Annotated in this window: 22 protein-coding genes; 8 read left to right on the plus strand and 14 right to left on the minus strand. The window is 64.0% G+C overall.

Annotated features, from left to right (window positions below; translation table 11 throughout):
- Window positions 1-278: 278 nt before the first annotated feature.
- A complete protein-coding gene (gene gshA / locus ACFSNN_RS26030) occupies window positions 279-1,895 on the plus strand; it encodes a glutamate--cysteine ligase (protein WP_134457466.1) in 1,617 nt (538 codons plus the stop codon).
- 212 nt (window positions 1,896-2,107) lie between these two features.
- Window positions 2,108-2,608 (plus strand): hypothetical protein, encoded by a 501-nt coding sequence (locus tag ACFSNN_RS26035; RefSeq protein WP_208949491.1) that lies wholly within the window; start codon window positions 2,108-2,110, stop codon window positions 2,606-2,608.
- Between the two features lie 75 nt (window positions 2,609-2,683).
- On the opposite strand, the gene ACFSNN_RS26040 is transcribed toward ACFSNN_RS26035, so the two are convergent.
- Window positions 2,684-4,246 (minus strand): DHA2 family efflux MFS transporter permease subunit, encoded by a 1,563-nt coding sequence (locus ACFSNN_RS26040; RefSeq protein WP_134459066.1) that lies wholly within the window; start codon window positions 4,244-4,246, stop codon window positions 2,684-2,686.
- A gap of 135 nt (window positions 4,247-4,381) precedes the next feature.
- The gene (locus tag ACFSNN_RS26045) at window positions 4,382-4,924 is read right to left on the minus strand and encodes a MarR family winged helix-turn-helix transcriptional regulator (protein ID WP_134457468.1); all 543 of its coding nucleotides are present in this window, start codon (window positions 4,922-4,924) and stop codon (window positions 4,382-4,384) included.
- A gap of 251 nt (window positions 4,925-5,175) precedes the next feature.
- Here ACFSNN_RS26045 and ACFSNN_RS26050 point away from each other — a divergent pair, with 251 nt between their 5' ends.
- Together ACFSNN_RS26050 and ACFSNN_RS26055 are read left to right on the plus strand one after the other, a co-directional pair.
- Window positions 5,176-5,547 (plus strand): hypothetical protein, encoded by a 372-nt coding sequence (locus tag ACFSNN_RS26050; protein ID WP_134457469.1) that lies wholly within the window; start codon window positions 5,176-5,178, stop codon window positions 5,545-5,547.
- Between the two features lie 188 nt (window positions 5,548-5,735).
- Window positions 5,736-7,307, plus strand: coding sequence for an efflux transporter outer membrane subunit (locus ACFSNN_RS26055; protein WP_134457470.1), 1,572 nt, complete (start codon window positions 5,736-5,738; stop codon window positions 7,305-7,307).
- 79 nt (window positions 7,308-7,386) lie between these two features.
- Here the strand turns inward: ACFSNN_RS26055 and ACFSNN_RS26060 are convergent, their stop codons facing one another.
- The 8 genes from ACFSNN_RS26060 to gspG form a co-directional block, all read right to left on the minus strand.
- Entirely contained in the window at window positions 7,387-8,166 is a 780-nt protein-coding gene (locus tag ACFSNN_RS26060; RefSeq protein ID WP_134457471.1) for a type II secretion system protein N, read from the minus strand.
- A gap of 34 nt (window positions 8,167-8,200) precedes the next feature.
- Window positions 8,201-8,704, minus strand: coding sequence for a type II secretion system protein M (locus ACFSNN_RS26065; protein WP_012434848.1), 504 nt, complete (start codon window positions 8,702-8,704; stop codon window positions 8,201-8,203).
- Entirely contained in the window at window positions 8,701-10,116 is a 1,416-nt protein-coding gene (gspL, locus tag ACFSNN_RS26070) for a type II secretion system protein GspL (RefSeq protein WP_134457472.1), read from the minus strand. Before gspL ends, ACFSNN_RS26065 begins: the two co-directional genes overlap by 4 nt.
- Window positions 10,117-10,144: 28 nt before the next feature.
- Window positions 10,145-11,443, minus strand: coding sequence for a type II secretion system minor pseudopilin GspK (gspK, locus tag ACFSNN_RS26075; RefSeq protein WP_208949492.1), 1,299 nt, complete (start codon window positions 11,441-11,443; stop codon window positions 10,145-10,147).
- 478 nt (window positions 11,444-11,921) lie between these two features.
- Complete coding sequence (locus tag ACFSNN_RS26080) at window positions 11,922-12,608, minus strand: PulJ/GspJ family protein (protein WP_134457473.1); 687 nt, start codon at window positions 12,606-12,608, stop codon at window positions 11,922-11,924.
- Window positions 12,586-13,002, minus strand: a complete 417-nt coding sequence (gene gspI / locus ACFSNN_RS26085; RefSeq protein ID WP_134457474.1) for a type II secretion system minor pseudopilin GspI — start codon at window positions 13,000-13,002, stop codon at window positions 12,586-12,588. Before gspI ends, ACFSNN_RS26080 begins: the two co-directional genes overlap by 23 nt.
- Window position 13,003: 1 nt before the next feature.
- Window positions 13,004-13,585, minus strand: a complete 582-nt coding sequence (locus ACFSNN_RS26090; RefSeq protein ID WP_134457475.1) for a GspH/FimT family pseudopilin — start codon at window positions 13,583-13,585, stop codon at window positions 13,004-13,006.
- A 106-nt stretch (window positions 13,586-13,691) separates the two neighbouring features.
- A complete protein-coding gene (gspG, locus tag ACFSNN_RS26095; RefSeq protein ID WP_134457476.1) occupies window positions 13,692-14,156 on the minus strand; it encodes a type II secretion system major pseudopilin GspG in 465 nt (154 codons plus the stop codon).
- Window positions 14,157-14,329: 173 nt separating this feature from the next.
- Here gspG and ACFSNN_RS26100 point away from each other — a divergent pair, with 173 nt between their 5' ends.
- Window positions 14,330-14,743, plus strand: a complete 414-nt coding sequence (locus ACFSNN_RS26100) for a general secretion pathway protein GspC (RefSeq protein ID WP_134457477.1) — start codon at window positions 14,330-14,332, stop codon at window positions 14,741-14,743.
- 75 nt (window positions 14,744-14,818) lie between these two features.
- Here the strand turns inward: ACFSNN_RS26100 and gspF are convergent, their stop codons facing one another.
- From gspF to gspD, 3 genes are read right to left on the minus strand one after another with little or no spacing between them, the layout of a single operon-like run.
- On the minus strand, window positions 14,819-16,036 hold the full coding sequence (gene gspF, locus ACFSNN_RS26105; RefSeq protein WP_134457478.1) for a type II secretion system inner membrane protein GspF: 1,218 nt from the start codon (window positions 16,034-16,036) through the stop codon (window positions 14,819-14,821).
- Window positions 16,037-16,040: 4 nt separating this feature from the next.
- Window positions 16,041-17,618, minus strand: a complete 1,578-nt coding sequence (gene gspE / locus ACFSNN_RS26110; protein ID WP_134457479.1) for a type II secretion system ATPase GspE — start codon at window positions 17,616-17,618, stop codon at window positions 16,041-16,043.
- Complete coding sequence (gene gspD, locus ACFSNN_RS26115) at window positions 17,615-19,975, minus strand: type II secretion system secretin GspD (protein WP_134457480.1); 2,361 nt, start codon at window positions 19,973-19,975, stop codon at window positions 17,615-17,617. The genes gspE and gspD overlap by 4 nt, the downstream gene beginning before the upstream one ends.
- A 516-nt stretch (window positions 19,976-20,491) precedes the next feature.
- Here gspD and ACFSNN_RS26120 point away from each other — a divergent pair.
- A complete protein-coding gene (locus ACFSNN_RS26120) occupies window positions 20,492-20,938 on the plus strand; it encodes a lytic transglycosylase domain-containing protein (protein WP_134457481.1) in 447 nt (148 codons plus the stop codon).
- A gap of 142 nt (window positions 20,939-21,080) precedes the next feature.
- Window positions 21,081-22,403, plus strand: a complete 1,323-nt coding sequence (locus ACFSNN_RS26125) for a GTP-binding protein (RefSeq protein ID WP_134457482.1) — start codon at window positions 21,081-21,083, stop codon at window positions 22,401-22,403.
- A 125-nt stretch (window positions 22,404-22,528) separates the two neighbouring features.
- Here ACFSNN_RS26125 and ACFSNN_RS26130 read toward each other — a convergent pair whose 3' ends face one another.
- Entirely contained in the window at window positions 22,529-22,807 is a 279-nt protein-coding gene (locus tag ACFSNN_RS26130; protein WP_006050811.1) for an HU family DNA-binding protein, read from the minus strand.
- 494 nt (window positions 22,808-23,301) lie between these two features.
- Here ACFSNN_RS26130 and mnmC point away from each other — a divergent pair, with 494 nt between their 5' ends.
- Window positions 23,302-25,272, plus strand: a complete 1,971-nt coding sequence (gene mnmC, locus ACFSNN_RS26135; protein WP_134457483.1) for a bifunctional tRNA (5-methylaminomethyl-2-thiouridine)(34)-methyltransferase MnmC2/FAD-dependent 5-carboxymethylaminomethyl-2-thiouridine(34) oxidoreductase MnmC1 — start codon at window positions 23,302-23,304, stop codon at window positions 25,270-25,272.
- Window positions 25,273-25,749 lie beyond the last annotated feature (477 nt).

The following is a 25,749-nucleotide window of genomic DNA, read 5'->3' on the forward strand; positions in this document are numbered from 1 at the left end:
GTGGCCAACGCATCGCGCGGTTTCGGGAGAGGAAATGCGGATCGCGCGCAAGGCGCGTGGCGGATAGAGTAACGTGGCACAGATCCGACTGACTGGCGCGAAATAGCGCGAAATTGGCCCGAAAAAGCAGTGGTCCGCCATGCGCCGGCGACCCGCCGAAGCGGCCTCAAGCAGCCGTTCTGGCGAGATGTTAAAGTGCCCGCTACCGAAAATTCCGCCGAACGTTGTCAACCGCAGTGCTGCGGCACATGGCGGCCGGCAACGCCCGACTCGCATCAATGCCAAACACGACACCTTCCCACACGACCGACGCGTTCTCGCACCGCCTGTCCGTGCTGACCTCAGGCCCGCAGCGCGACGCGCTGATACGCGGCCTGCGCGGCATCGAAAAGGAAAGCCTGCGCGTGACGCACGAGGGCAAGCTCGCCTTGACGCCGCATTCGCGCGCGCTGGGTTCGGCGCTTACGCATCCATCGCTCACTACTGACTATTCCGAGGCACTGCTCGAACTGATCACGCCGGCTGAGCACGACGTCGCGCTCACGCTCGACAAGCTCGACACGCTCCACCGTTTTGTCTACGCGCAACTCGGCGACGAGATCCTGTGGAACAACTCCATGCCGGGCCTGCTGCCTGACACGGACGACGGCATTCCGATCGCGCACTACGGCACTTCGAACATCGGCAAGTTGAAGTACGTGTACCGCATCGGCCTCGCGCTTCGCTACGGCCGCACGATGCAGTGCATCGCGGGCATCCACTACAACTATTCGCTGAACGAAGAAGTGTGGCGGCGCTTGCATGCGGACCAGCAGTCCACCGCGAACGCGGTCGACTTCCAGTCCGACCGCTATCTCGCGCTGATCCGCAACTTCCGGCGCACCAACTGGCTGCTGATGTATCTGTTCGGCGCATCGCCGGCGCTGGATCGGCGTTTCCTCCGCGATCGCAAACACACGCTCGATTCGTTCGACGCCGACACGCTCTATCGTCCGTACGCAACCAGTTTGCGCATGAGCGACCTCGGCTATTCGAACACCACGGCGCAAGCCGAGTTGCACGCCGATTACGACACGCTGCCCGGCTATCTCGACGCGCTCGCGAAGGCCGTGAGCCAGCCGTATCCCGCGTACGAGGCAATTGGCACGCAACGCGACGGCGAGTGGGTGCAGATCAACACCAACGTGCTGCAGATCGAAAACGAGTTCTACTCGACGATCCGTCCGAAGCGCATCACGCATCCGGGCGAACGTCCGCTGCACGCGCTGGCCGCGCGCGGCGTGCAATATGTGGAAGTGCGCTGCATGGACATCGACCCGTTCGAACCAACCGGCATTTCGCTCGAGACGTCGCGCTTTCTCGATGCCTACCTGCTGGTCTGCGCGCTAGACGACAGCGCGCTGTTGCCGCCTGATGCTTATGCCGAAGCCAACCAGAATTTCGGCCGCGTGACCATGGAAGGGCGCAAGCCGGGCCTCGAACTGACCCGCGACGGCCAACCGGTCGCGATGACGGACTGGGCGAACGAGCTGCTCATCAAGATCGACGCTGCCGCCGCCGCGCTCGACACTCTGCACGGCGGCGACGCGCATGCACGCGCCGTCGCGGTTCAACGCGCGAAGCTGGCGGATGCATCGCTGACGCCGTCGGCGCGCGTGCTGCAGACCATGCGCGAGAAGCAGCAAAGTTTCCTCGCATTCGGTCTTGAACAAAGCGAAGCGCACGCGGCGTATTTCCGCGCGCGTCCGCTGGATGCAGAGCAGACCCAGGCTTTCACCGATCTGGCCGCGCAATCGCTCGCCGAGCAAGCCAAACTCGAACAGGAAGAAGTCGGTTCGTTCGACGCATTCGTCGCCGCGTATCGGGCGTACACGCTGAACCGGTTCAGCGTCTGAATAACACTCGCGGGTGACGTGACGAAAGAGCGGCCAACATGGCCGCTTTTTTTATTCCATGCCGGTAACGTCTACGCAACGTGCGGCGCGTTTCAAACGCCATCGGCAAATACTCCGCGCGTTCCGACGATTCTCTGATCCAGATGAAACACCGTACCCGCGCCGTAGTCCAAACTGATAGGACGCGCACCACAGAGGGAGGATTCAACGTGATGAAGAAAAGTCTGTTGGCCATGCTGTGCGTAGCGGCGGCGGGATGTTCGACGCAAGGGCAGGTCGATCCGGACGTCATGCAGATTGCGACCACGCCGCTGACGTGTTCGAACAAAACGGAATGCGATGTTTGGTGGCAACGGGCGCAAGCGTGGGTGGCGAGCCATTCGACCTACAAGATCGATGCCTCGACCGACACGTTGATCCAGACCGCCGGCCCGGATGGCGGCAAGCGCGCGTTGGCGTATCAGATTACGCGCGCCGCGAATCCGGACGGCACGGCAACGATCGGCTTCGCTGCGCATTGCGACGGATCGATGGGCTGCAAGCCGAACCCATGGGAAGCCGGCGCCGACTTCAAGCAATACGTTCGAGGCACGGCGGCCGGCGCGCCGCAAAGCGGCGCTAAACCCCCGCAAGCCGCGCCTGCGACGCCGCATCCGGATGCCATGCAGGGTCAATCGATCCCGGCGACGAATGGCGAAGCCGTCACGCAATAAAGGCTGAAGACGCGCGCGAAGAGTCGAAGGAAAAATATTGTTTCGGCGCGCGTCTGCTTAAGGCATGGTCAGACTTCAATGCCCCATTGAAGGGCCCACGCCCTTGCGCGGCTTGGTGACCCAGACCAGCGCCGCGAGCACGATAAACGCCGCGCATGAAATGCGGAAGAAATCGTTGGTGGCCATCATATAAGCCTGCGCCGTCACGACCTGGTTCAACTGCGCGGTAATGCCATCGCCGGAGAGCCCGAGACCGGCCAGTGCATTGGTATAAGCATTGGTGTTCGCGGCGTAGACGTTGACCGAATCGGTCAGCATCGCGTGATGGCGGATCGTGTCGTTCTCCCAGTAAGTCGTACTGATCGCCGTGCCGATCGCACCCGACAGCGTCCGGAAGAAATTCGACAGACCGGATGCGCTCGCCAGCCGCTCATCCGGCACGCTGGAGAGCGTAATTGTGGTCATCGGCACGAAGAAGCAGGCGACGCCGATGCCTTGCACGAGCCGTGGCCAGATCACGTGATTGAACGGCACGTCGAGCGTGAACGTGGAGTTCCAGAACGAGACGAACGCGAACACGATGAACGCAAAACTCGCCACCACGCGCAGGTTCAGCCGGTGCATGTTCTTGCCGATCATCGGCGACAAAAACAGCGCGAGCAGACCGACCGGCGCGGTCGCCAGACCCGCCAGCCCGGCGGTGTAACCCATCACCGTTTGCAGCCAGAGCGGGAAAATCACCACCGAGCCGAAGAAGGCCATAAAGCCGAACGAGACGATCACCACGCCGAGCGCGAAGTTGCGATCCTTGAATAGCGAAAGATCGACTACCGGCTCTTTCTCCGTCATCTCCCACACCAGCATGAAGGCGAGCGAGATCACCGCGATCACCCCCAGCGTCACGATAAACGTCGAGTTGAACCAGTCGCGGTCCTTGCCGAGGTCAAGCACCATCTGCAGGCACGACACGCCGATCACGAGCAGCGCGAGCCCGACCGCGTCGATGCGCTGTTTTGTCGTCTTCGTCTCACGGCCGCGCAGCAGCAGGAACGCACATACCGCCGAAAACAGACCGATCGGCACGTTGATGTAGAAGATCCACGGCCACGTGTAGTTGTCGGTGATGTAGCCGCCCATCACGGGCCCGAAGATGGGCGCGCAAATCACTGTCATCGCCCATAGACCCAGCGCGAGGCCGCGCTTTTCCGGCGGATACGAGCGCATCAGAATGGTCTGCGAAAGCGGCACCATCGGCCCGGAAACGAGCCCCTGCACCAGCCGGAACGCAATCAGCGATTCGAAGTTGTGCGCGAAACCGCACAGCGCCGAAGCGATCGTGAAGAGCAACACGGACAGCGTAAAGAGCTTCACTTCGCCGACACGCCGCGCGAGCCAGCCTGTCAGCGGCACCGCGATCGCCGAGGCGACCGAATACGACGAGATCACCCAGGTGCCCTGGCTGGTCGCTACACCAAGGCTGCCGGAAATGGTCGGCACCGCGACGTTCGCAATCGACGTGTCGAGCACTTCCATGAACGTACCGAGTGCAAGCCCGACTGTGAGCAAAGCCAAGGCGCCGCCCTTGAGCGGAGCGGGTTCGGCGGCGGGTAGGGCGGCGGCGGAAGCCGTGGCGTTCATCATTCTTCTCCTCAGCGGGAAAGCTTGTCGCGGCAGCTTTATCTGCGACTCTCGGTGGTGCGCTTACATGCCGCATCACTCTCTGCCCAGACAGACATCTTCAGACAACGACGCGCTCGGAAAAACGCGTCTAAGTTAGTGCTCGCCGTGTTCGCGCGGCGAGGCTTCGGGTGATTCGTCCAGCGATTCCTGCTGCGGCCCCAATCCGCATCCCGCGCTTGCTCCCGCGTCGATGCCGTTCGCGATGAAACGGCCGAGCAGGTCGATCAACGTGGCGTGGTCGGCGGCCGAAAATCCACGCAGCTGTTCGTTCAGCACCGCCGCGCCCAAGCCAGGTAATTGCCGTGCGGCGTCGTGGCCCTGCGGCGTCAACTCCAGTTCCACCATCCGCCGATCGGTCTCGCTGCGCGAACGCACGATAAAGCCTTTCTTTTCGAGGCGATCGAGCAAGCGCGTCATCGATCCGCTGTCATACGACATGGCGCGCGACAGTTCGAACGGCGTGCTTGCGCGCCGCGACGACAGCATCATGATCACGCCGATCTGTTGCGTGGTCAGCCCCAACGGCTTGACGGCACGATCCGTCCGCTCGACCAGCACGTTTCGAGCTTTCGTCAGGTAGTAGCCGAGACTCGATTCGAGGTGAATCTCGTCCGCCTTGTAGGGGCCTTCAGTCATCGTGTATCCGGAAACGTCTCAAGCAGAACGAATTTTAGCTGCCTAAGCAGACAAGTCAAACCTAGTTTCGCGTAGTGCGAACGACAGGAAAGCAACACGACCGCCATTCGCGGGTGGAAGTATCTTGAAATTTAATTGCATAGTCAATATTATTATAGGCAACGAGTTACGCGCGACCCGCGCCACCCGAGACCATGTTCTGACCGATTGTCTGCACGCCGCGACCGCGACGCGCGAAAAGGATTTCCCTGATGCTGTACCTCAAAAACACGCTTGGCGGCCTGAGCCGCTCCCTGACCGATTCCGCACTTAGCACCTTTCAAGGGCCGCACCGCTGGTGGAAACTCGCGTTGTTCGCCGTGCTGTTCGTATTGCCTGGCGGATCGGTCGGCGTGGCGGTGCTGGCGTGGTTCGAGCATCGGCGGGGACAGAAGGGCGTCAAGACAGCGAAAATCCAGTTGGTAGCGGCGGCCGTGCCTGCGGTGAACGCCGCTGTCGTTCCTACCGGCGCGGACAAGCACGTAGGCCCCACCGGCGCCTGTCAGGCGCGCGGCGATGCGCCGTGCCGGGCCGCTGCCGGCAAGCTGGCTCGCCAGGCGAAGTCGACGGAATCACGGGTTTGACGCCTCGCCGGTAACAGCGCGTAACCTTCGCGACACCCTCCGTAACACACCTGCCTCCTTCCTCGCTTTACCCTTTCAGTTTGCCGCGCCCAGCGGGCTCATACGCTAACATTCCGGCAGACCAAGATCTCGCCCGGCCGGCGGTATCGCCATTGGCCGCGCCGCGGCGTCCAGAAGGAATTCATTGCATGCAGTCTGATCGAATCTCGCGCGCGCGGATGCTTGCGCCTCGCGCCCTGACTATTGCCGTGGCTGCAGCCCTCGCCGGCCTGCTGGCGGCTTGCGCGGTCGGCCCCGACTACAAGCGGCCTGCCGCCGAGATTCCGGCGTCGTACAAGGAAGCCGCGCCTGGCTGGAAAGTCGCCGAACCGGCCGATCAGCAGGATCGCGGCGACTGGTGGAGCATTTACGAAGATCCTCAGCTCAACGCGCTCGAGGAGCGCCTGAACACCGCCAACCAGACAGTCGCCCAGTTCGCTGCCGCCTACCGGCAGGCGCGCGCGCTAGTCGGCGAGGCGCGGGCGGCGTATTTCCCGACTATCGGCGCGTCGGCGGGTGCAACGCGTTCCGGCAACGGGAAGTCCTCCGGCGGCAACTCGACCACGGCGACGAGCCGCTCCGGCGTCAGCAACAGTTTCAACGTGCAGCTCGATGCAAGCTGGGAGCCGGATCTGTGGGGTTCGGTCACCCGCTCCGTGAACGCGCAGAAAGCCGGCCAGCAAGGCGCCGCGGCGGACCTCGCCAACGCGCGGCTGTCGGCCCAGGCCACGCTCGCCCAGACCTACTTCTCGCTGCGGGCGCTCGATTCGACCCAAAAGCTGCTCGACGACACCGTCGCGGCCTACCAGCGCTCGCTGCAACTCACACAGAACCAGTACGCGGCCGGCGTTGCCGCGCGCTCCGACGTGATTCAGGCGCAGACGCAATTGCAATCGGCGCAGGCGTCCGCGATCGACAACGGCGTTCAGCGCGCCCAGGATGAGCACGCGATCGCCGTCCTGGTCGGCGAACCGGCCTCGACCTTCTCGATTCCGCCGGCGCCGCTCACCGCCACGCCGCCCACCGTGCCGGCGCAGATGCCGTCCGCGCTGCTCGAGCGGCGTCCGGACATCGCCTCGGCGGAACGCAAGGCCGCGGCGGCGAACGAACAGATCGGCGTCGCCATCGCCGCGTTCTTCCCGTCGCTTACGCTGTCGGCTTCCGGCGGCTTCGAAAATTCGGTGTTCTCGCAGTTGCTGACTGCGCCGTCGCGCTTCTGGACGCTCGGCCCGCAGCTCGCTGCGACCCTGTTCGACGCCGGCCTGCGCCAGGCTCAGACCGACGCGGCGCGCGCCGCCTATGACGGCGACGTCGCGACCTACCGTCAAACGGTGCTGGCCGCGTTCCAGGACGTCGAGGACAATCTCGCGTCGCAGCGCATCCTCGCACAGGAAATCGTCGTGCAGCAGCAAGCGGTGGCCTCGGCGCGCCAGGCGCTCGCCATCGTCACGAACGAGTACAAGGCCGGCACGGTCGGTTATATCAACGTGCTGACGGCGCAGACCACGGCTTTCACGGCCGAGCAGAAGCTGGAGAACATTGCCGGGCAACGGATGGTGTCGTCGGTGGGTTTGGTGAAGGCGCTGGGCGGCGGCTGGGACGCCTCGCAGATGAATCGCGAAACCGGCGATGTGGCAGCGCCGACGCCGCTGCCGGCATCGTCGGCTGCGCCTGTCGCGCAAAGCACGGCGACGCCGCCGTCACGGACGCAAGCCGAGTAGAAGCGCTGGCCGCTTTACGCAACAACATCAATGCGCTGCGATCTCGATCGGCCCGCCCCGCAACGCCAGACCCCGCGCCTCAGTGCACGAACGTCAACGCTACCGTGTCCGGCCCGCTCGGCCGCCCCAACAGGTTCAGCAATCCCGCGAGGTTATCGCGGGCCTCCGGCGCGGCGCTGGCTGTCCCATGAAACGACGTCGACGCCGCCGACACCGTGCCATTGCCGCTCAGCATCAACGGGCCCTTGGTGGTGGTCAGGTCGAGCGTGGACGACTCGCCCTGCGCCTGAAACAGCACGCGGTAGGAGCCAAGCGGCTTGACCAGCGAGACGCGCGAACTGACGTCGGTCAACGTGATGGTCAGTTGCCCGAACGCCTCCCGATTGAAACTGCGCCAGTCCGACCAGGACAGCTGCACATTGCCCTGCAGATCGAGCGTGTTAAAGGGCGCGCCAAGACCGCTCAGCAGCGAAGCCGGCACGGCGATCGCGCCGGGCGTAACAGTCGCGGTGCGCGGCGTGGCGTCGACGGTGATCGGCTCCGGCATCGCTTCGCTGTGCCGCATGATCATGCGTACGCGGCCCGTAAACAGCGGCCAGAATGCCGTGTGCCATTCGATCCGGCCAGGCAGCAGCGTCGCCGCGCTCATGTCTGAGCCGGCGGCCAGCATCAGCGTGGCCGAGCCGTGCCACAGCGAACCGGCCGGATTGACGAGATTGACGTGGCCGCCCGTCTGTTTGGCGAACTGCGGGGTGATCCAGGCGGCCGGCAGCATCGTCAGCATCACGGCCGCGGCGGACAGCACCGCGACCACCAGCCAGGGCAGCGCGACGCGCAGGCGCCGCATCCAGTAATTCATGCGAGATCCTGTGACGGCGAGATCGCGGTTATTGTCATTTCGCGGTGGACGGCTGCAACGACGCCGTCAGGTCCACCTGGCCGTCTTCCTTGAGCGCCGTGGCGTGCGCCTCCGAGACTTGCACCTTGAACTGCTTGCGCACGTCGTCGACCCAGGCGGTCCACGCCGGGAACGACGCGTTCTTCAACTGGATCTGGACCGCGTTGCCGATCACCTGAACCTGCGTCGCCGCGAGGCCGTGATCGCTGAGCGAAGCGGTAAGGGCGTCCTTCAGCGCGGCGCCGGTCGGCGCAACGCCTTGAGCCGCCGCCGACAGCTGGCGCGCTTCGTTCGCCTGCGCGGTCATCTGCGCCAACTGACGCTGCATGGCGGGCAGCGATTCACGCAGGTGTGAGCGGCCTTCCTGCGCCGGCGCCCACAGCACCGACCACGCGATCACCACGGCGAGCACGCCGCCGCCCCACGTCAGCAGGGCTTTTTCGCGCTCGGTGCGCTGCTCCCAGAATCCGGCCCATGTTTGAGCGAGTTCAGCTTTCATTGTCCGTTCCTGATGGTCCACTTGCCGGTATTGCTGTCGATCGCGCCGCTCAGGCCGTTACGCGCCAGGCGCTTCGCGAAATCGGGATCGAGCTTGACCTCCGGCTTGAAGTTCACATCGAGCCGGCGGTCGTGATAGTCGAGCGCGGCGATGCCGTTGACCGGCACCGGCGCCAGAGAGCGCGCGAGCCCATCGGCGAGCGGCAGGAAATCGTCCGGCGACAGTTCGCCCGCCGCGACGCGCAACTGCTGCAACTGGCGCGACATCTGGTCGGGCGCGTCGAGCACGACGGTCGTTTTGGGGAAGGTATTGAGCAGCAGTTCTGTCATCTGCGTGTTGATTGCATCGCGTTGGCGCGCGAGCATCAGCCACTGCACGTTTGCGCCGATGACCGCAACCAGCAGCGCGCCGACCGCGAGCAACACCGGCAGCCGCAGACGCCGCAGCGTCGCGCGGTCGAGCCGCCACGGCTGCGAGGCGAACTCGAACTGGCACAGGTCGAAGCGGCACTCCAGCGCGCGCCGCGCAAGCTGTTCGAACGGCAGCGGACTGGCCCCGTGGATGTGCGCGGCCAGCCGCGCCGGGCTATTCGGCGCGAGACTCGGCTCGTTGCCGGGCACCTCGGTGAGCATGTGCAGCGAGACCGGCGCCGCCCCGGCGAGCGCGCTGAGCGTCGCGTTCACGGCGCTGGCCGGTACCGCCAGCCCTTCGCCTTGCACTCCGCGTGCAATCGCCAGTTCGACGCGCGGCACGCCGCGCTCGCCTGCGCTGTTTGCCACGCCTTCGAGCAGCAGGGCGGGCGCGGTCTGCACCACGGCGCCGAGCACGGCGGCCACCATCGGCACCGCAGCCGCGACGCCGGGCGCCACGCCCGGCAGCGACGTCGCCACGTCGGCCGCGCCCGCCATGGCCGGCTCACCCGCATTCACCGTTTCGGCGACTTCGGCGGGCACATCGGCATCGAGCGCGGCCGCCTGCGGCAGGCAGCGCGTGACCGGCACGGCGCGCAAGCTGCGATGGCCGGCGTTGGTGAACGATTCGCAGATATACCGGAACCAGCCGCGGTCGATGATCGCCAGCAACTGCCGGCCGCCCGCGAGCGGTTTCGGGTCGACGGCGATGTGACAGGTCTGCGGGTCCTGGATCAGTTGATCCTCGACGATATTGGGCAGCGCCTGACGCAGCCGCGGGCCGCGTAGCGGCGGAAGCGTGGCGGGCATCATCAGCAGATCGCGCGCGGCGACCATCAGCACCGTGGTGGAGGCGCGCGGCAGCAGCGCGAGCGCCGACCGGCCGGTCCGCTGGGCGCGGCCCGACTTGTCGAGCAGCACGAACGGCAGCTCCGGCAGTTGCCATTCCTGCGATGGCACCGCCGGATCACGCGGCGGCAATAGAACGATCAGCGTGCTCAAAGGCCACTCTCTCTGGGAAAGGCGTTATTCATAGTTGGTCTTCTACTCGCACGATACGCGTAGTGTGAGTCAATGCGTCGCGATAGACGAGGGTCGTGCGGTCCACCTCGGCGCGTTCGTGCTGCACGCGGCCGTGGATGAGGAAGTAATTCGAGTTGACGTCGAGTTCGCTCGGGTCGATCGAGACCGATTGCACGCCGGCGCCGCGCAACGCGAGCTGTATGTCGCCGACATTGCGGAAAAACACCGTTTGCCGGCGCGCGACGAAGGCTTGCGCCGTCGACACGCTCATTCCCGGTATGACCGCCGCGATGACTTCGGCCGAAGCCGTGTTCACGTTGACTGCCGATACCGTCGGCAGCACGGTGACGAACGGCCGCAAGCGCGCGACCATTTCTGGCGTATAGCCGGGGATATCGAGCAGCGAGTCGACGCTGGTCAGCTGGATGGGGGCGTTCGCGGAGCTGTCCTCGCTGTCTTCGATACCCGGTTTGTTGGTGAAGCTGCCGCCGGTGGCGCCGCCCTGGATCGGCGGCGGGGTTGCGGTTGTGCCGTTCGTGGACGTCACGGTCTGAAAACGGGTCGCCGATTGTGCCAGGCTCGCGCGGACCTGGATTGCGGTGGTTTTTGCCAGCTGGCTGTTTGCGCCGAGCGATGCCAGTAGGCGCTGGTAGGCGCCGATTTGGTCCATGTCCAGTTGCATCACGCCTGGGGCTGGGCTCTCCACCAGATTTCTCAGGTTGAATTTTGCCTGGGCGTCTTCGATTGAACCCGATAGGTAGGTTTCTGCGCCTTGTTGTGCTCTTACTTCGCCTATTTGGCCCAGGAAATCGGATAGGCGGGTTTTGGCGATTGGGACGCCCCATAGACCGCCAAGGTAGGTGATGCCGGCTGATGTGTCGCCTTCTGAGCGGAGGATCAGGCGCGTCCAGTCTAGCGCGCCGCGGGCTACCCATTGGGCTTGTGAGAGGAGGCGCTGGTTTTCTATCCGGCGGATTTGGACTTGCTGGCGCCAGAGCATGCCCGATACCAGGATCGCTGATAGCGCGACTACTAGTAAGGCGCTGATTATGGCTACGCCGGTTTGGGTTTTTTGGGGTTGGGTTTTTTTGGTGGCCTTTTTGTTGGCCTTTCCTTGAATTCTTTGTGGTCTATTAGCGTTGCCCCTGTGCGGGGCGGCACCTACTTTCTTTGCCGCGGCAAAGAAAGTAGGCAAAGAAAGCCGCTTTACACCGCCAATGCTAAGCGGATCCCGCGCACAGCCCCGGTAGTGGACCATCTGGAATCCGTCACTTCGCACATTCAACACCCGTGACAAGGCCGTCATACCTCCCGCCTCGCACGATGTGCTCGCCGGAAGGGTATAGCTCAATGGCTTCGCTTTTGCGAAGCGGGGGCCGTCGGCTTCGCCTCGGCGAAGCGCCGGAGGCGCGGATGCACGCATAGGCGAAGCAGGGCAAAGATACCGTGACGAGCCGTCAAGCTTTGCCACGGCCCCGTGGTTCGGTTGCTTGCCGCTCGGCGCGCGGAGCGCCGCCGGAACGGATGACTGCCTGGTCACTGCCGTTTGCTGTGGGAGGGAATGTGCGTTGATCGCGCCACAAGAGTGGCTGTGCGGGGGACCCGCTTGTACGTTAGCGGTGTGAAGCCGCTTTCTTTGCTTACTTTCTTTGCGGCGGCAAAGAAAGTAAGTGCCGCCCCGCACAGGGGCAACGCTAATAGACCAAAAAGACATCAAGGAAAGGCCAAAACCAGCACCCAACAAAGAACCACCCCGTCGGACAGACAAAAAAGCGAACCTCATATCACTCTCCGACGAGAAAAACCCGAGTAACAGGCCGCGCCAACGACTTAGCCCCAACACTCACCTGCAACCCAGTCACAGACCGCGGCAGCGGCGCACTCCCCAACTGGGGCACCTTAAGATTATTGTCCGCCTCCGTAATGGCACTCTGCACCTCTCCCATCTGCGTAGTCCACCCCACCTTAGGCACATAAACCTGAGCAGAAATAGACCCAACACCGCCCATCAACGGCACACCGCTCCACCCATCACCTTCACTGCCGCGCAGCGCCCGCTGCAACTCCCCCATATTCGCCAACGGCGGCGACGCATACCGGATCACGCGTCCATCGGACACCCGATACCTCACCACCTGCAACCGCGGCGCCGCACCCGGCAAGCGGAATTCCCGCACGATCTGCAACACGCTGCCGGACACCGACACCGCCGCCTGCCCAGCCTCGTCATCCGACGCGGCCTGCCGCGCATCAATCCGCATCTGGTCGAACAACTGCGCAAAAACGCGCTCGTCCTCCATCGCGCTCGTGATGGTCTGCCGGCCGCGAATGATCTGGTCGAGCCCGCGCCACGACAGCACGGCAATCACCGCCAGAATCGCAATCGCCACCAGCAATTCGATCAGCGTGAAACCACGCGCGCCCCTCACGCCCAATCGGCGCCGGCGCTCAGAGCGAACGGTTGTTTTCATTCGCGACCACCGTCACCATCTGAGCCAGATTGCCGGACCCGCCGGGCATCGTCACCATCACTTCCACTCGACGAAACACCGGATTCGGCGTGGCCGTCACCTGCTCCGTGCAGATCAACTGCAAGTTGCCCTGCGAACAGTCGAAACTCGTCGAGCCGACGTTCGGCCAGGCATGCGTCAGATGCAACTGCGCCAACGTATTGTCCGCGCTCCAACCGGCCAGCAGGCGGCGGTGCAGATCGGCTTCGCCGCTCGCGAGACTGCCCACCGCGCGCAACGAAGCGGCCAACGCGATGGCGATAATCGCCAGCGCCACCAGCACTTCGATCATCGTGAAACCGCGCTGCGCGCCGTGGACCTTCTCGCGAGCCGTCATGCTCCTGCAAAGACGCATCTCAGTGCACCTCGTAGCGGCCATTGCCAGTGCCGACGATCGTCGCGCTCCCGGCTGCCGAAAACAGCGTGATCTGCACAGGCACGTCGATCGCCTCGGTGCCGAATACGATACGGCTGGGCTGCGAATCGGAACCCGGATAGCTGATGCTCACGCCGGTCACGCCGCCTTCCCAGCGACGCGGTCCAAGCAGGTCATCGCGCAGCGGACGCCAGCCGTCTTCCGTGCGCAGGTCGAAACGAAAGCCGCCATCGAGCGGTTGCCAGGCAATCGGCCGCGCGCGCACCTGCGCTTCGTCGCCGGCCGATTCGAACAGCAGCGCGAGACGCTGCGCTTCCTCGTTCAGATCGGTGCGCGGATTGCGTGTCATCGTCAACGCGGTCAGGGACACCAGCAAGCCCGCGATCACCAGCACCACCAGCATTTCCAACAGCGTGAAGCCCGCCGCGTGTTTGCCGGCGCCGCGCCTGCCCGCGTCTGCCGGGCGGCGCACGCCACGCGCGCACGCGCCGGCCCACGCCGCGCGCGGCAACGAAGCCGTACAGGGCGTGTCCACACGGGACTTGCAAGGGGACAATTGCATAGTGCCGGCCACAAACAATCAACTCAAAATCAAACGACGATGCATCGACAGGAATGCGCGGAGTTCAATCCCACCGCGCGCATGAAAACACCGACCCCATAAGCGCTTACTGCCACGAGCCGACGTCGGCGTCATTGCCTTCGCCGCCCGCCTTGCCGTCCGCGCCATAGCTGAACACGTCGATCTCGCCGTGCACGCCCGGATTCAGAAACTGGTAGGCGTTACCCCACGGATCGTTCGGCAGACGCTCGAGGTAGCCGCCGTCTTTCCAGTTGCTCGGCACCGGGTCCGTGCTCGGCTTTTCGATCAGCGCGCGCAAGCCTTGCTCCTGGGTCGGATAACGGCCGTTGTCCAGACGATAGAGTTTCAGCGCCTGCATCATCGTGCCGATGTCCTGCTTGGCGGCGACACGGCGCGCTTCGTCGGGACGGCTCATGATTTTCGGCACGATCAACGCGGCCAGAATGCCCAGAATCGCGATCACGACCATGATTTCGATCAGCGTGAAACCGCGTTGACGACGGCTGCGCGAACCCGCGATGTCATGACGGCGAGTGGTCGACAGTTGCATAGCTTGCTACCTCTTTTCAGGTGAAATTTTTGACTGGGCGGGGTTCGCATTTTGGCAATCAGGGTGCCATTGAACACGCCCGGCCGGTCATTTTAATGTCATGCAGTTGAAGGGTCGTGAGAAGGCGCTTTCAGCCCAACGCAATTTTCACAATAGTCCGTACAATGATGCGCATGAACGCCATCCAAATCCGCCTTCTGTCGCTCGCGCTGTTCGCCGTGTTCTGCGCGACGCTCACCTACTGGGTGATCACGCTCAGCACGTTGTCCGGTGCGCCGTTGCCCGCCGCCGCCGCGCACGCGCAGATCTCGACCGAGCAGGCTGGCACGCTGTTCGGCGGCCAGCTCACGCGCAACGCCAACCAGGACGTGCGGCTGTTCGGCATCCTCGCTTTGCGGGAAGGCGCCGCGGCCATCGTCAGCGTGGGCGGCGAACCGCCGCATGCGGTGTCGCTCGGCAGCGCGCTGATGCAAGGCACCAAACTCTCCGAAGTCCGCGCCCGCTCGATCATCATCGACCGCAATGGCGCGCATTCCGAAGTGTTCCTGCCAGCCAATCCCGCAGGTCCAACCATCTACGTGCGCTGAAGCTCAGGCGCTGAACAGCAGCGCCGCTTCAATCGATTGCGCGGTCACCCTTAGCGGTAATCGCGCAATCCACTCCTACTGCACCAGGTTGTTCAACTCGATGATCGGCAGCATCACCGCCAACACGATCACCAGCACCACGCCCCCCATCGCCAGAATCAGCAACGGCTCCAGCAGACTCGTCAGGAACATCGTGCGGCGTTCGAGTTCGCGCGCTTCACCGTCGGCCGCGCGGTCGAGCATCGTGGTCACGTCGCCGGTAGCTTCGCCCGAACGGATCAGGTGCACCAGCACGGGCGGAAACGTCTTCGTATTGCCGAGCGCGCGTGACAGCGACGTGCCTTCGCGCACACGCACGATCGCATCGTCGATGTTCTCGCGCATCGCGTTGTTGCTGAGCGTTTCGGCTGCGGCTTGCAGCGCGCGCAGAATAGGCACGCCGGCCGCGGTGAGAATGCCGAGCGTGCTGGCAAAACGCACGGTGTTGTAGCCGCGCACGAGCTTGCCGAGCAGCGGGGCAGTGAGCAGCCACCGGTCGAACGCGAGGCGCGGGCCGGGCTGCCTGAGAATCGAGCGCACCAGATACATCAGCACGATCACGCCGATCAGCATCGCCCACCACCAACTCCGCACGAACCCGGAGAGCGCCATCATCATGATGGTGAGGAAGGGCAGTTGCTGCTTGGTGCTGGCGAACACGTTCACCACCTGCGGCACCACATAGCTCAACAGAAACGTGACGATGCCGAACGCGATGATCGTGACAATGGTGGGGTACGTGAACGCGAGCACGATCTTCTGCTTCAGCGCGTTGCGTTGCTCGATGTAGTCGGCGAGCCGCGACAGCACGAGGCCGAGCTTGCCGGTGTGTTCACCGGCCGCGACCAGCGCGCGGTAAATCTCGGGGAAGTCTTTCGGATGCTGCGTCAGCGCATTGGCCAGCGAATGGCCGCCGAGCACTTCCGCGCGAATCGACGCCATCAGCTCGCGAATGTAGTCGCGCTCCGATTGCTCCGTGAGCACGGCGAGCGCTTCGTCGAGCGGCAGGCCCGCGATCAGCAGGCTGGCGAGCTGGCGCGTCAGGATCGCCTGCTCGCGTTGCGACAGACGCCGCCCCAGCGACAGCCGTTGATTGCGCTCGCCACGCGTGCGCGTCGCCGCCGGCTCCACGACGAGCGGCGTCAGTCCTTGCGAGCGCAGATTGGTCCGCGCGCCGCGCGCGCTGTCGGCGTCGAGCACGCCTTTTTGCGCCTTGCCCGTCGCGTCGATTGCTTCGAAACGAAATGCCGGCATGCGCTTAGGCTCCGCCCGTGACGCGGATCACTTCTTCGAGCGATGTCAGCCCGGAGGCGAGCCAGCGGTCCGCATCCTCACGCAGCGTGCGCATGCCTTGCGCACGGCCGGCCGCGAGAATTTCGGCATCGGCTGCGTTGCGGTGAACCAGCGTGCGGATGTCGTCGTCGATCAGCAGCAATTCGTAGACGCCGCGGCGTCCCGCATAACCGGAATGGCCGCACCGGTCGCAACCGACCGGATGGTAGCGCACGCTGCCGTCTTCCTCGACACGCTCTTCGCGGCATATCGGGCACAAGCGCCGCACCAGCCGCTGCGCCAGCACGCCGAGCAGCGACGACGCCAGCAGATACGGCTCGACGCCCATGTCGGTCAAACGCGTAACGGCGGATGCCGCGTCGTTCGTGTGCAGCGTGGCCAGCACGAGGTGGCCTGTCAACGACGCCTGCACCGCGATCTGCGCGGTCTCCAGGTCGCGGATTTCACCGATCATGATGACGTCCGGATCCTGCCGCAGAATCGAGCGCAGCGCCCGCGCGAAGGTCATGCCGATCCGTTCGTTGACCTGCGTCTGACCGATGCCCGACAGGTCGTATTCGATCGGATCCTCGACCGTCATGATGTTCGTGGTCGCGGTTTCGAGCCGCGACATGGCCGCATACAGCGTGGTCGTTTTACCGGAGCCGGTCGGCCCGGTCACGAGCACGATGCCGTGCGGCCGGCCGATCAGCTTGTCGAACGTGCCGAGCGTATCCGGCGCCATGCCGAGCGCTTCGAGGTTCAGGCGCGACGCGTCTTTTTCCAGCAGACGCAGCACCGCGCGTTCGCCGTGACCGGTCGGCAGCGTCGAGACGCGAACATCGACTGGGCGGCCGCCCACGCGCAGCGTGATGCGGCCGTCTTGCGGCAAACGCTTCTCGGCGATATCGAGTTGCGCCATGATCTTGATCCGCGAAATCAGCGCACCGTGCAGCGCTTTCTTCGGCCGCACGACGTCGCGCAACGTGCCGTCGACGCGAAAGCGCACCACAGAAGAAGTCTCGAACGGCTCGATATGAATATCCGACGCCTGCTCGCGCGCCGCTTGCGTCAGCAGCGCGTTGATCATGCGGATGATCGGAGCGTCGTCTTCCGATTCCAGCAGATCCTCCACCTCGGGAATGTCCTGCATCAAGCGCGAGAGATCGACTTCGCCTTCCACTTCGCCCACCACCTGCGCAGCGCTGCCGTCCTGGCGCGCATAGGCCTGGTTGATCGCCTGCGTGAGCTCATCGGCGGGCAGACGGACGATCGACACTGCGCCGAAGTTGCGTGCTACTTCGGACAGCGCGGCATCGCTCGTGCGTTCGCTGATCCAGACCTCCAGGCTGTCCGCATGCTGATGCGCGACCAGAATCTGGCCGGCGCGGGCGAAGCCGTACGGCACGAGCCGTGCGGCGATGGCTGAAGGCGCCTCGCGGCCACCGTGCTCCGTCGCGCCGGAGGGCGATATTGCCGCGGCTTGCGTCGCTTGCGTCGCGGCACCGGCTCGCGTTGCGGCTGGCGTAGCAGACGCTGACGGCGGCGTGGACGGCGTGCTCACGGCCGCACTCCTGGCGACGCCGTGGAAGGCGTCGCCGTGACGGGGCTGCTCTGTATCGCGGGCCCGACGGTGGCCGGACTACTCTGCACGGCGGTGCCGTTGGTTGCCGCAGCGCCATTCGTGACCGCTCCACCGTTACCCGGCGGCGGCGCCAGCTGCTGACGGCGCATCTTGTCCAGATCGAACAGATTCATCGCGGGCGAACCGCCCTGGCTCGGACCGATCGGCATCGGCGGAACCACCGGGTCGTCGTTGTCCTTCATCAGGTTGTTGTCCTGCTTGTACGCGCCCTGCACGCCTTGAATGTAGTCGTAGCGATTCGACGTCACGGCCTGTGCGGTACCACGATCGCTGATGATCACGGGTCGCAGGAACACCATCAGGTTGGTCTTGTTGCGGGTCTTCTGTTCCGAGCGGAACAGCTGGCCGATCCACGGAATATCGCCGAGCAGCGGCACCTTGCTGTTGCTCACCTGGTAGTTGTCCTGCATCAAGCCGCCCAGCACGATGATCTCGCCGTTATCGGCGAGCACCGTCGACTGGATCGAACGCTTGGTGAATTCCGGGCCGGCCGGGTTGGTCGCCGCGTTGTTCGTGCCGGTGACGATCGCCGAGTCTTCGGTGTAGAGCTGCAGCTTGAGAATGCCGCCGTCCGTGATTTGCGGCTTCACGTGCAGCGTCAGACCGACGTCGACGCGGTCGTAGGTATTGAACGCCGAAGTGGCCGTCGCGCTCGTCAGATTCGAATACGAACCCGTCTGAATAGGCACGTTCGTACCCACGACGATCTTCGCTTCCTCGTTGTCGAGCGTGATGAGATTAGGCGTGGACAGCACGTTCGCATCGGCGGTTTGCGAGAGCGCCTGGAGCAGCGCGCCGAGTCCCTGTACACCAAAGATGTTGTGAATCCAGCCGATATTCAACCCTTGCTGGAGCGTCCCGTTTCCGAGCGCGCCGGCGAGGCCGCCGGTGGATCCGGCCGCCACAGCCGCCGCCGTCAGATTGACAATGCTGTTGCTGCTGCCGGTTTGCAGATTGGTGCCGGCGAAAATCGAGTTGTTCGCCACTTGCCACTGAATGCCGAGGTTGCCGCTCGTGTTCGAGTTCAACTCGACGATCAGCGCCTCGAGATAGACCTGTGCGCGACGTGCGTCGAGCTGGTCGATCACCGCGCGCAGATTGCGGTACACCGGCTCGGCCGCCGTGATGATCAGCGAGTTGGTCGCGGAATCCGCCTGGATCATGCCGCCTTGCTGATTGTCGTCGCTCTTTTCCTTGTCGTTGCCGAAGCCGCCGTTGTTGGAACCGCCCGCGCCGTATCCGCCGCCACTGCCGCTGCCGCCCATCGGCGATGCCAACGAGCTGCTGCCGAGTCCGCCCGACGGCAGCGGCGGCGTACCCGACGAGCCCGTCGAATTGTTGCCGCCTATGCCGCCGCCGTTGTTCTGGTTGAACGAATTCGCGTCGTTCGAGTTGCTCGACGAGCCGGTCTCGCCGCCTTTGCCGAACATGCCGCGCAAGGTCTTGGCGAGCTTCGTGGCGTCCGCGTTGCGCAGCGGCACGACGTGAATGTTGCCGGGCATGGTGGTCGGCGTATCGAGTTCTTTCGCCAGCGTCCTCGCCGCCGCGAGGCGCGCGCCGTTCGACGCGCGGATCAGCAGCGAGTTGGTGCGCGGGTCGGCGGTGACCGACACTTTCAGCGTCGCGTCGGTGCTGCCGATCGAACCCGGGTCGAGCATCTTGTTGAGTTGCGTGGCGATGTCGATCGCATTGGCGTTCTTCAGCTGCACCACCGAAACCGACTGGCCCGCGGCGGAATCCACGCCCTGGATGATCTGGGCAATCCGCCGCACATTGTCGGCGTAGTCGGTAACTACAATCGTGTTGTTGGCGGGGTAGGCCGCCACGGTATTGTTCGGCGAGATGAGCGGACGCAGCACCGGCAACAGATTGTTGGCCGATTCATTCTTCAGAACGAATACCTGCGTGACCACCTGGTCGCCGCGCGCGACTGGCGCATTGCCGACGTAGGTCGGCACGCCTTGCAGTTTCGCGTCGGCCTCGGGCACGACTTTCAGTACGCCGTGATCCTGCACGAGCGCGAAGCCCTGCATGCGCAATGCGGACTGCAAGGTTTTCAGCGCCTGATCTTCCGGCACTGCGTTTTCCGACACGAGATTCAACTGACCTTTCACACGCGGGTCGACGATAATCGTTTTGCCGGTTGCCGCGCCAATCGCCTTGGCCACCTGGTCGATATCCGCGTTGACGAAGTTCAGTGTCACCTGTGCCTGTGCTGTCTGCGCGGTGATCAAGCCAGCCACCAGCAGCGCCGTTGCGACGCGACGCAAAGCCATACGATTTCTTCTCATGGAATAGGGTATCGATGCCGGCGGCCGTAGCCGCCGACGGTCATGCAGTGTGGACATGGGAGCAGGCCGCCGCCCTGTCGATCTGCCGGTCGGCCTCGCGGACGATCATCGTCCTCGTTGCCCACCGCCCGATGTCCGAAAAAAATGAACAGTAACAGTTTTTCATGTCGGATTTGTCACAAAACGAACTGTCGCGTGCGATTTCTCTAGAGACCGCCGTCTGTTGTCAAGCAATTGAAAGCTGAAGAATAGCCGGGCGATGGGCGTGAAAGCGCTTCGTTTTCTGCTCTCTTATGTCGGTTAGCCAACTTGACGGGAGTCCGCCTGCCGGTATGATACGAGCCGTTCGAGTCCCTGCTGCCAGTTGCCGACGCGGGGTTTTCCCCGATGTCCGACAATCGTCCCGGCCAGCGTGGCCCGGCGGCTGTCAGTGGCTGAAGTATGGCCGATACGATGCCTTACCGAACCTTACTCTTGCGCTTTGCTTAGTGGTCTTGACTGATGAAACGAAACTTCGTCACCGTCGCAGTAGGACTTGCCGTGCTGATGGCAGCAGGGTGCGCGCGCGCCGATTGCTTTGACGAAGCCGCGAAGTATCAGAAGGTCAACCCCTTGATTCTGCGCGCAATCGCGTGGCAGGAGTCGCACAATCGTCCCGACGCGACGCATAAAAATGCGAATGGCTCGACCGACTACGGCGTCATGCAGATCAATTCGATCCATCTGCCCGTGCTCGCCCAGTATGGCATCTCGCAAGGCACGTTGATGGAGCCGTGCAAGAACGTCTACATAGCGGCATGGCATCTGCGCCGCCAGATGAACAAGTACGGCAACACGTGGCAGGCAATCGGCGCCTATCACTCCGAGACGCCGTCGCTGCGAGACAAGTACGCGCAGCAGATCGCCGCGATCCTGCGCAAGTGGAATCTGATGCCGGCCGCGCGCTGACCGAGCCTGTCACGCGACCTCTACCCGTTTTGATGCACAATGCGGCTTCGTGTTGCCGTCGAGGCTCGTCCTCGTCGCGCTCCGCAGTCATGCGGCGCCGAGTCCGGCACGCCTTCCAATCCTCTAGCTTCTCCGTACTGCGATGAACCAGCCGCTATTGCCCGTCACCGTGCTCTCCGGTTTTCTGGGCGCCGGCAAGACCACGCTCCTGAATCACATCCTTGCGAATCGCGCGGGTTTGCGCGTTGCCGTGATCGTCAACGATCTGGCCGCCGTCAATATCGATGCGACTCTCGTGCGCGACGCCGCCGCGCTTTCTCACGTCGAGGAGCAACTCGTCGAGCTGTCGAACGGCTGCATCTGCTGCACGCTGCGCGACGATCTGCGGGTCGAGATCAAACGGCTGGCCGACGAGCAGCGCTTCGACGCGATCCTGATCGAGTCGACCGGCGTGGCCGAGCCGATGCCGATCGCCGAGACCTTCGCCTTCGTCGATGATGAAGGCGCGTCGCTCGCCGACGTCGCGCGCCTCGACACGATGGTGACGGTAGTGGATGCGTTCAACTTCCTGCGCGACTACGGTTCCGCCGACGCGCTCGCCGAGCGCGGCATCGCGGCGACCGAGGAAGACGACCGCACACTGGTCGAGCTGCTGATCGAGCAGATCGAATTCTGCGACGTGCTGGTGGTAAACAAGGCCGATCTGGTGAGCGCGGACGAACTCACGCGCCTGCAGCGAATCCTCGGCCGGATCAATCCGCGCGCAGTGCAGGTAGTCGCCCGTTTCGGCGATGTGCCGCTCACCCAGGTGCTGAACACCGGCCGCTTCGATTTCGACGAAGCGGCGAGCGCGCCGGGCTGGCTGGCATCGCTCAATCACGAACATGACCACGAGCACGGCCATGCTCATCACGGCGAGGCGGACGAATTTGGCATCGGCAATTTCATTTACCGCGCGCGCCGGCCGTTTCATCCGGAACGCCTGTGGGCGTTGCTGCATCAGGAGTGGAAGGGCGTGCTGCGCAGCAAGGGCTTCTTCTGGCTGGCTACGCGTAACGATATCGCCGGTTCGCTTTCACAAGCGGGCGGTGCTTGCCGGCACGGTCCGGCGGGCATGTGGTGGGCCGCTCAGGATCGCAGCGAGTGGCCCGACGGCGACGACGAGCTGGCCGCCGAAATCGCCGCGGACTGGTACGGCGATCCTGATGATCTGAGCATCGGCGATCGTCGTCAGGAGCTGGTGATGATCGGCGTTGGCATCGACGCGACGGTCTGGAAGGCGAAGTTCGACGCGTGCCTGCTGACCGACGAGGAATACGCGCAGGGACCGCAAGCCTGGGCGCAATTCGGCGATCCGTTCCCGGCCTGGGACTTCGACGAAGACGACCACGATCATCATGGTCACGATCATGACCACGACCACGACGGTCATGGCCACAATGAAATCGTGCATCGTCACGACTGAACTGAACGGCTTTTGCAGCTTAGCGCAATCACGCCGCGACGCCCGTCGCGGCTTCTCGATGCGCCATTGCGCGGGCAAAAAAAAACCCGCCGTTGGCGGGTGTCAACTGCCTGGCAGTAGTCTGCTTAGCGCTTGTTGACTGCGTCCTTGAACGCCTTACCAGCCGTGAACTTGACGGTCTTGGCGGCCGGGATCTTGATAGTTTCGCCGGTCTTGGGGTTACGACCCGTACGCGCTGCGCGCTTGCCCGAACCGAAGCTGCCGAAGCCGATCAACTGGACCGCATCACCCTTCGACACAGACTTCTTGATCACTTCAAGCAACGTGTCCAGCGTTTCACCGGTTTGAGCCTTGCTGGCGCCCGTCTGTCCTGCGACGGCGTCGATCAGTTCCTGTTTGTTCATTAAGGTTCCTTTCTGAGTTTAGGTTGACACGAACAGCGCGAACGCGCCGATTATACGTGCGCGGGCCGCGCCGTCGAGCAGCGCCGGCTCCGGATCCCCTCCGGACCAAAGGCGCCGGACAGATGACTGCCCGTCGGCCGTGCTGCCGCTCTCTTCGCGGCGCTTGCTATGATAGCGCAGCGCAAACCCAATCAGGACAAGGGTTTCGAAGATTTACGCGGTTCCGGGGCCGATATCGCAAGGAAAGCGCAAATATTGCGTTCGGCGACCGTCAACCGAGGCCTGAAACCCAGTATGGACGGGGCTTGCCGTTGGTTTTTGCCAACGTTCGGCGGGTCTTTTTCGCCGTCCGGCGAGCCAGGCGTGCGCGATAACGTTCGAGCCCACGCGCGGGTAACCACCGGCAGCCTCAAATTTTCTCACTCTCCCTCGCGGCGCCTGGCGCGAAGCGACAGGCCCGGGGGCATTTTTCCAGGCGTCATTTTTCGTCGCGCATGACCGATCCGCTGATCCCCGCCGTCCTCGCTTTTCGCGACAATGGCACGCCTTTTTCGCCGCTTTACGACGACATCTATCACAGCGCCGTAGGTGGTCTCGAACAGGCTCGATACGTATTCCTGCACGGCAATTCGCTGCCCGACCGGTGGCAGGGCCGCCGCATTTTCACGGTGCTGGAGACTGGCTTCGGCATGGGCATCAATTTTCTGGTGACCTGGGCCGCGTGGCGCGCCGACCCGTCGCGCTGCGAGCGGCTGCATTTCGTGTCGACCGAGAAGCATCCCTTTACCGTCGGCGATTTACGCAAGGTGGTTGCAGCGACGATTTCCGATCCCGAGATTGCCGCCCTCGCGCAAGCGCTCGCAAACGCCTGGCCGACGCTCGTTCCCGGCACGCATCGGCTTGAATTCGATGAAGGGCGCGTGGTGCTCACGCTGGTTTTCGGCGACGCGCAGGAGCGCTTGCCGGCCTTGAGGCTGCGCGCCGATGCGTTTTATCTCGACGGCTTCGCACCCGCCAGGAATCCCGAGCTTTGGACTCCGACGATCTTCAAGGCGCTCGCGCGGCTGGCAGGCGAGGGCGCCACCTTCGCCACTTACAGCAGCGCCGGCGACATCAAGCGCGCGTTGACGCAATGCGGCTTCGAGTACCGCAAGGTGGACGGCTTCGGCTGGAAACGGGCAATGCTGGTCGGCCGTTTCGCGCCACGCTGGCGTGTGCGCCGTCATGAGCCGCCGGCGCCGCTCGCCGTCGACGAAAGGCATGCGGTGGTGATCGGCGCGGGGCTGGCCGGCTGCGCGGCGATCGAACGGCTCGCCGCGCGCGGCTGGCGCGTCACGTCGCTGGAGCGGCATGCTTCGGTGGCGCAGGAGGCATCGGGCAATCCGGCCGGCGTGTTCCATCCCATGATTTCGCGCGACGACAGCGTCGCCTCGCGCGTCACGCGGGCCGGCTTTCTGTATGCGCTCCGACGCTGGGCCGCGCTTGAGCGGCTCGGCCACGCGCCGCTGTGTGGCGCTCAAGGCTTGTTGCAGATCGCCGCGGACGACGACGAGGCCCGCTCGATCAGCGAAGCAATCGCTGCATTCGGCTATCCGGCCGACTACGTCACGCCCGTCTCCGCAGCTGAAGCGCAGCGGCTCGCCGGCATGCCGCTCGTGCGCGGCGGATGGTTCTTTCCACACGGTGGCTGGATCGACCCGGCGTCGCTGTGCGCCGCGCAATGCGCCGCGGCGGGTTCACTGCTCGAGCGCCGCTTCGGCGTGGACGTCGCGCGGATCGAGCGGTCCGGCGGTCAGTGGACTGTATTCGACACCTCGGGCGAGGCCATCGCGCGCGCGCCGGTGGTGATCGTCGCCAGCGCGCACGATGCCGCGCGCATCGCCGGTTTACAGCATGCGCCGACGCGCAGCATTCGCGGTCAACTCACTTTGTTGCCGCCCGGCGCCGTGCTGCCGCCGCTTCAGATGCCGGTAATCGGCGAGGGTTACGCCGTGCCGCTGGCGGACGGCGTCACGCTCACCGGCGCCACCTATGAGCTCGACGATCCCGACACATCGCTGCGCGCAGACGGTCATCTGGAAAACCTGGAACGCGTCGCGCAGATGCTGCCGGCCTTTGCAAACGTCGCCGATCCGGCGCAATCGACTGCGTTAACGGGACGCGTCGCGTTCCGCTGCGTCACCAGCGACCGCATGCCGATGATCGGCCAACTCGCCGACGAAGCGCAGGCAGCGCTCGACGCCAAGCGTCTGCGTGGCGCATGGCCGCTCGATCTGCCTCGCACCGACGGCCTCTATGGTGCTTTTGCGTACGGTTCGCGAGGTCTCGTATGGGCGGCGCTCGGTGCGGAACTGATCGCCTCGCAACTCGAAGGCGAACCTTGGCCGCTCGAACGGGATCTCGCTGAAGACATCGACCCGGCGCGCTTCCTGTTGCGCGCATTGCGTCAGGGAACGCTGAGTTAACCTCAGGCCCCGGCCAGCATGCTCGCCGGGATGAGTTATCCACTGAAAGTTGTGGATAACCCGGCGGTTTACCGGCGCAACAGGTGTGGAACCGTTGTGGACGTAAACGGGGTAACTCTGCCGTCCCTGAAAATCGCCAAAAGTTACCCTCGTATACGCGCCGCTCCCGCACATGCTGTGCATCCTGTTATGCCGTCGGCAAGGCGATGATTCGTTTCGGTAAACAGGAGTTATCCACAGAAATCGAGGCACCTTGTTAACTGTTACTACGTATACATACAGTAAACCTGTAAACAGAAAGACCGTGGCTGGAAGAGAGCTTATTGGCGCAGCTCGGACCGCGTCAGAACCCGTAGAAAACTTCCTCGGCGATGTCCCGAAAAGCACATCTGTCGCGTTCAAACTAGCCCTCTGATCGGCCGGATTCACGCTCAAAGCGGTCGGTTTTTCCTCATGTCGGCGAGATAACGTACGTTT

This window comes from Paraburkholderia dipogonis, from assembly GCF_042680985.1.
GTDB lineage: Bacteria > Pseudomonadota > Gammaproteobacteria > Burkholderiales > Burkholderiaceae > Paraburkholderia > Paraburkholderia phytofirmans.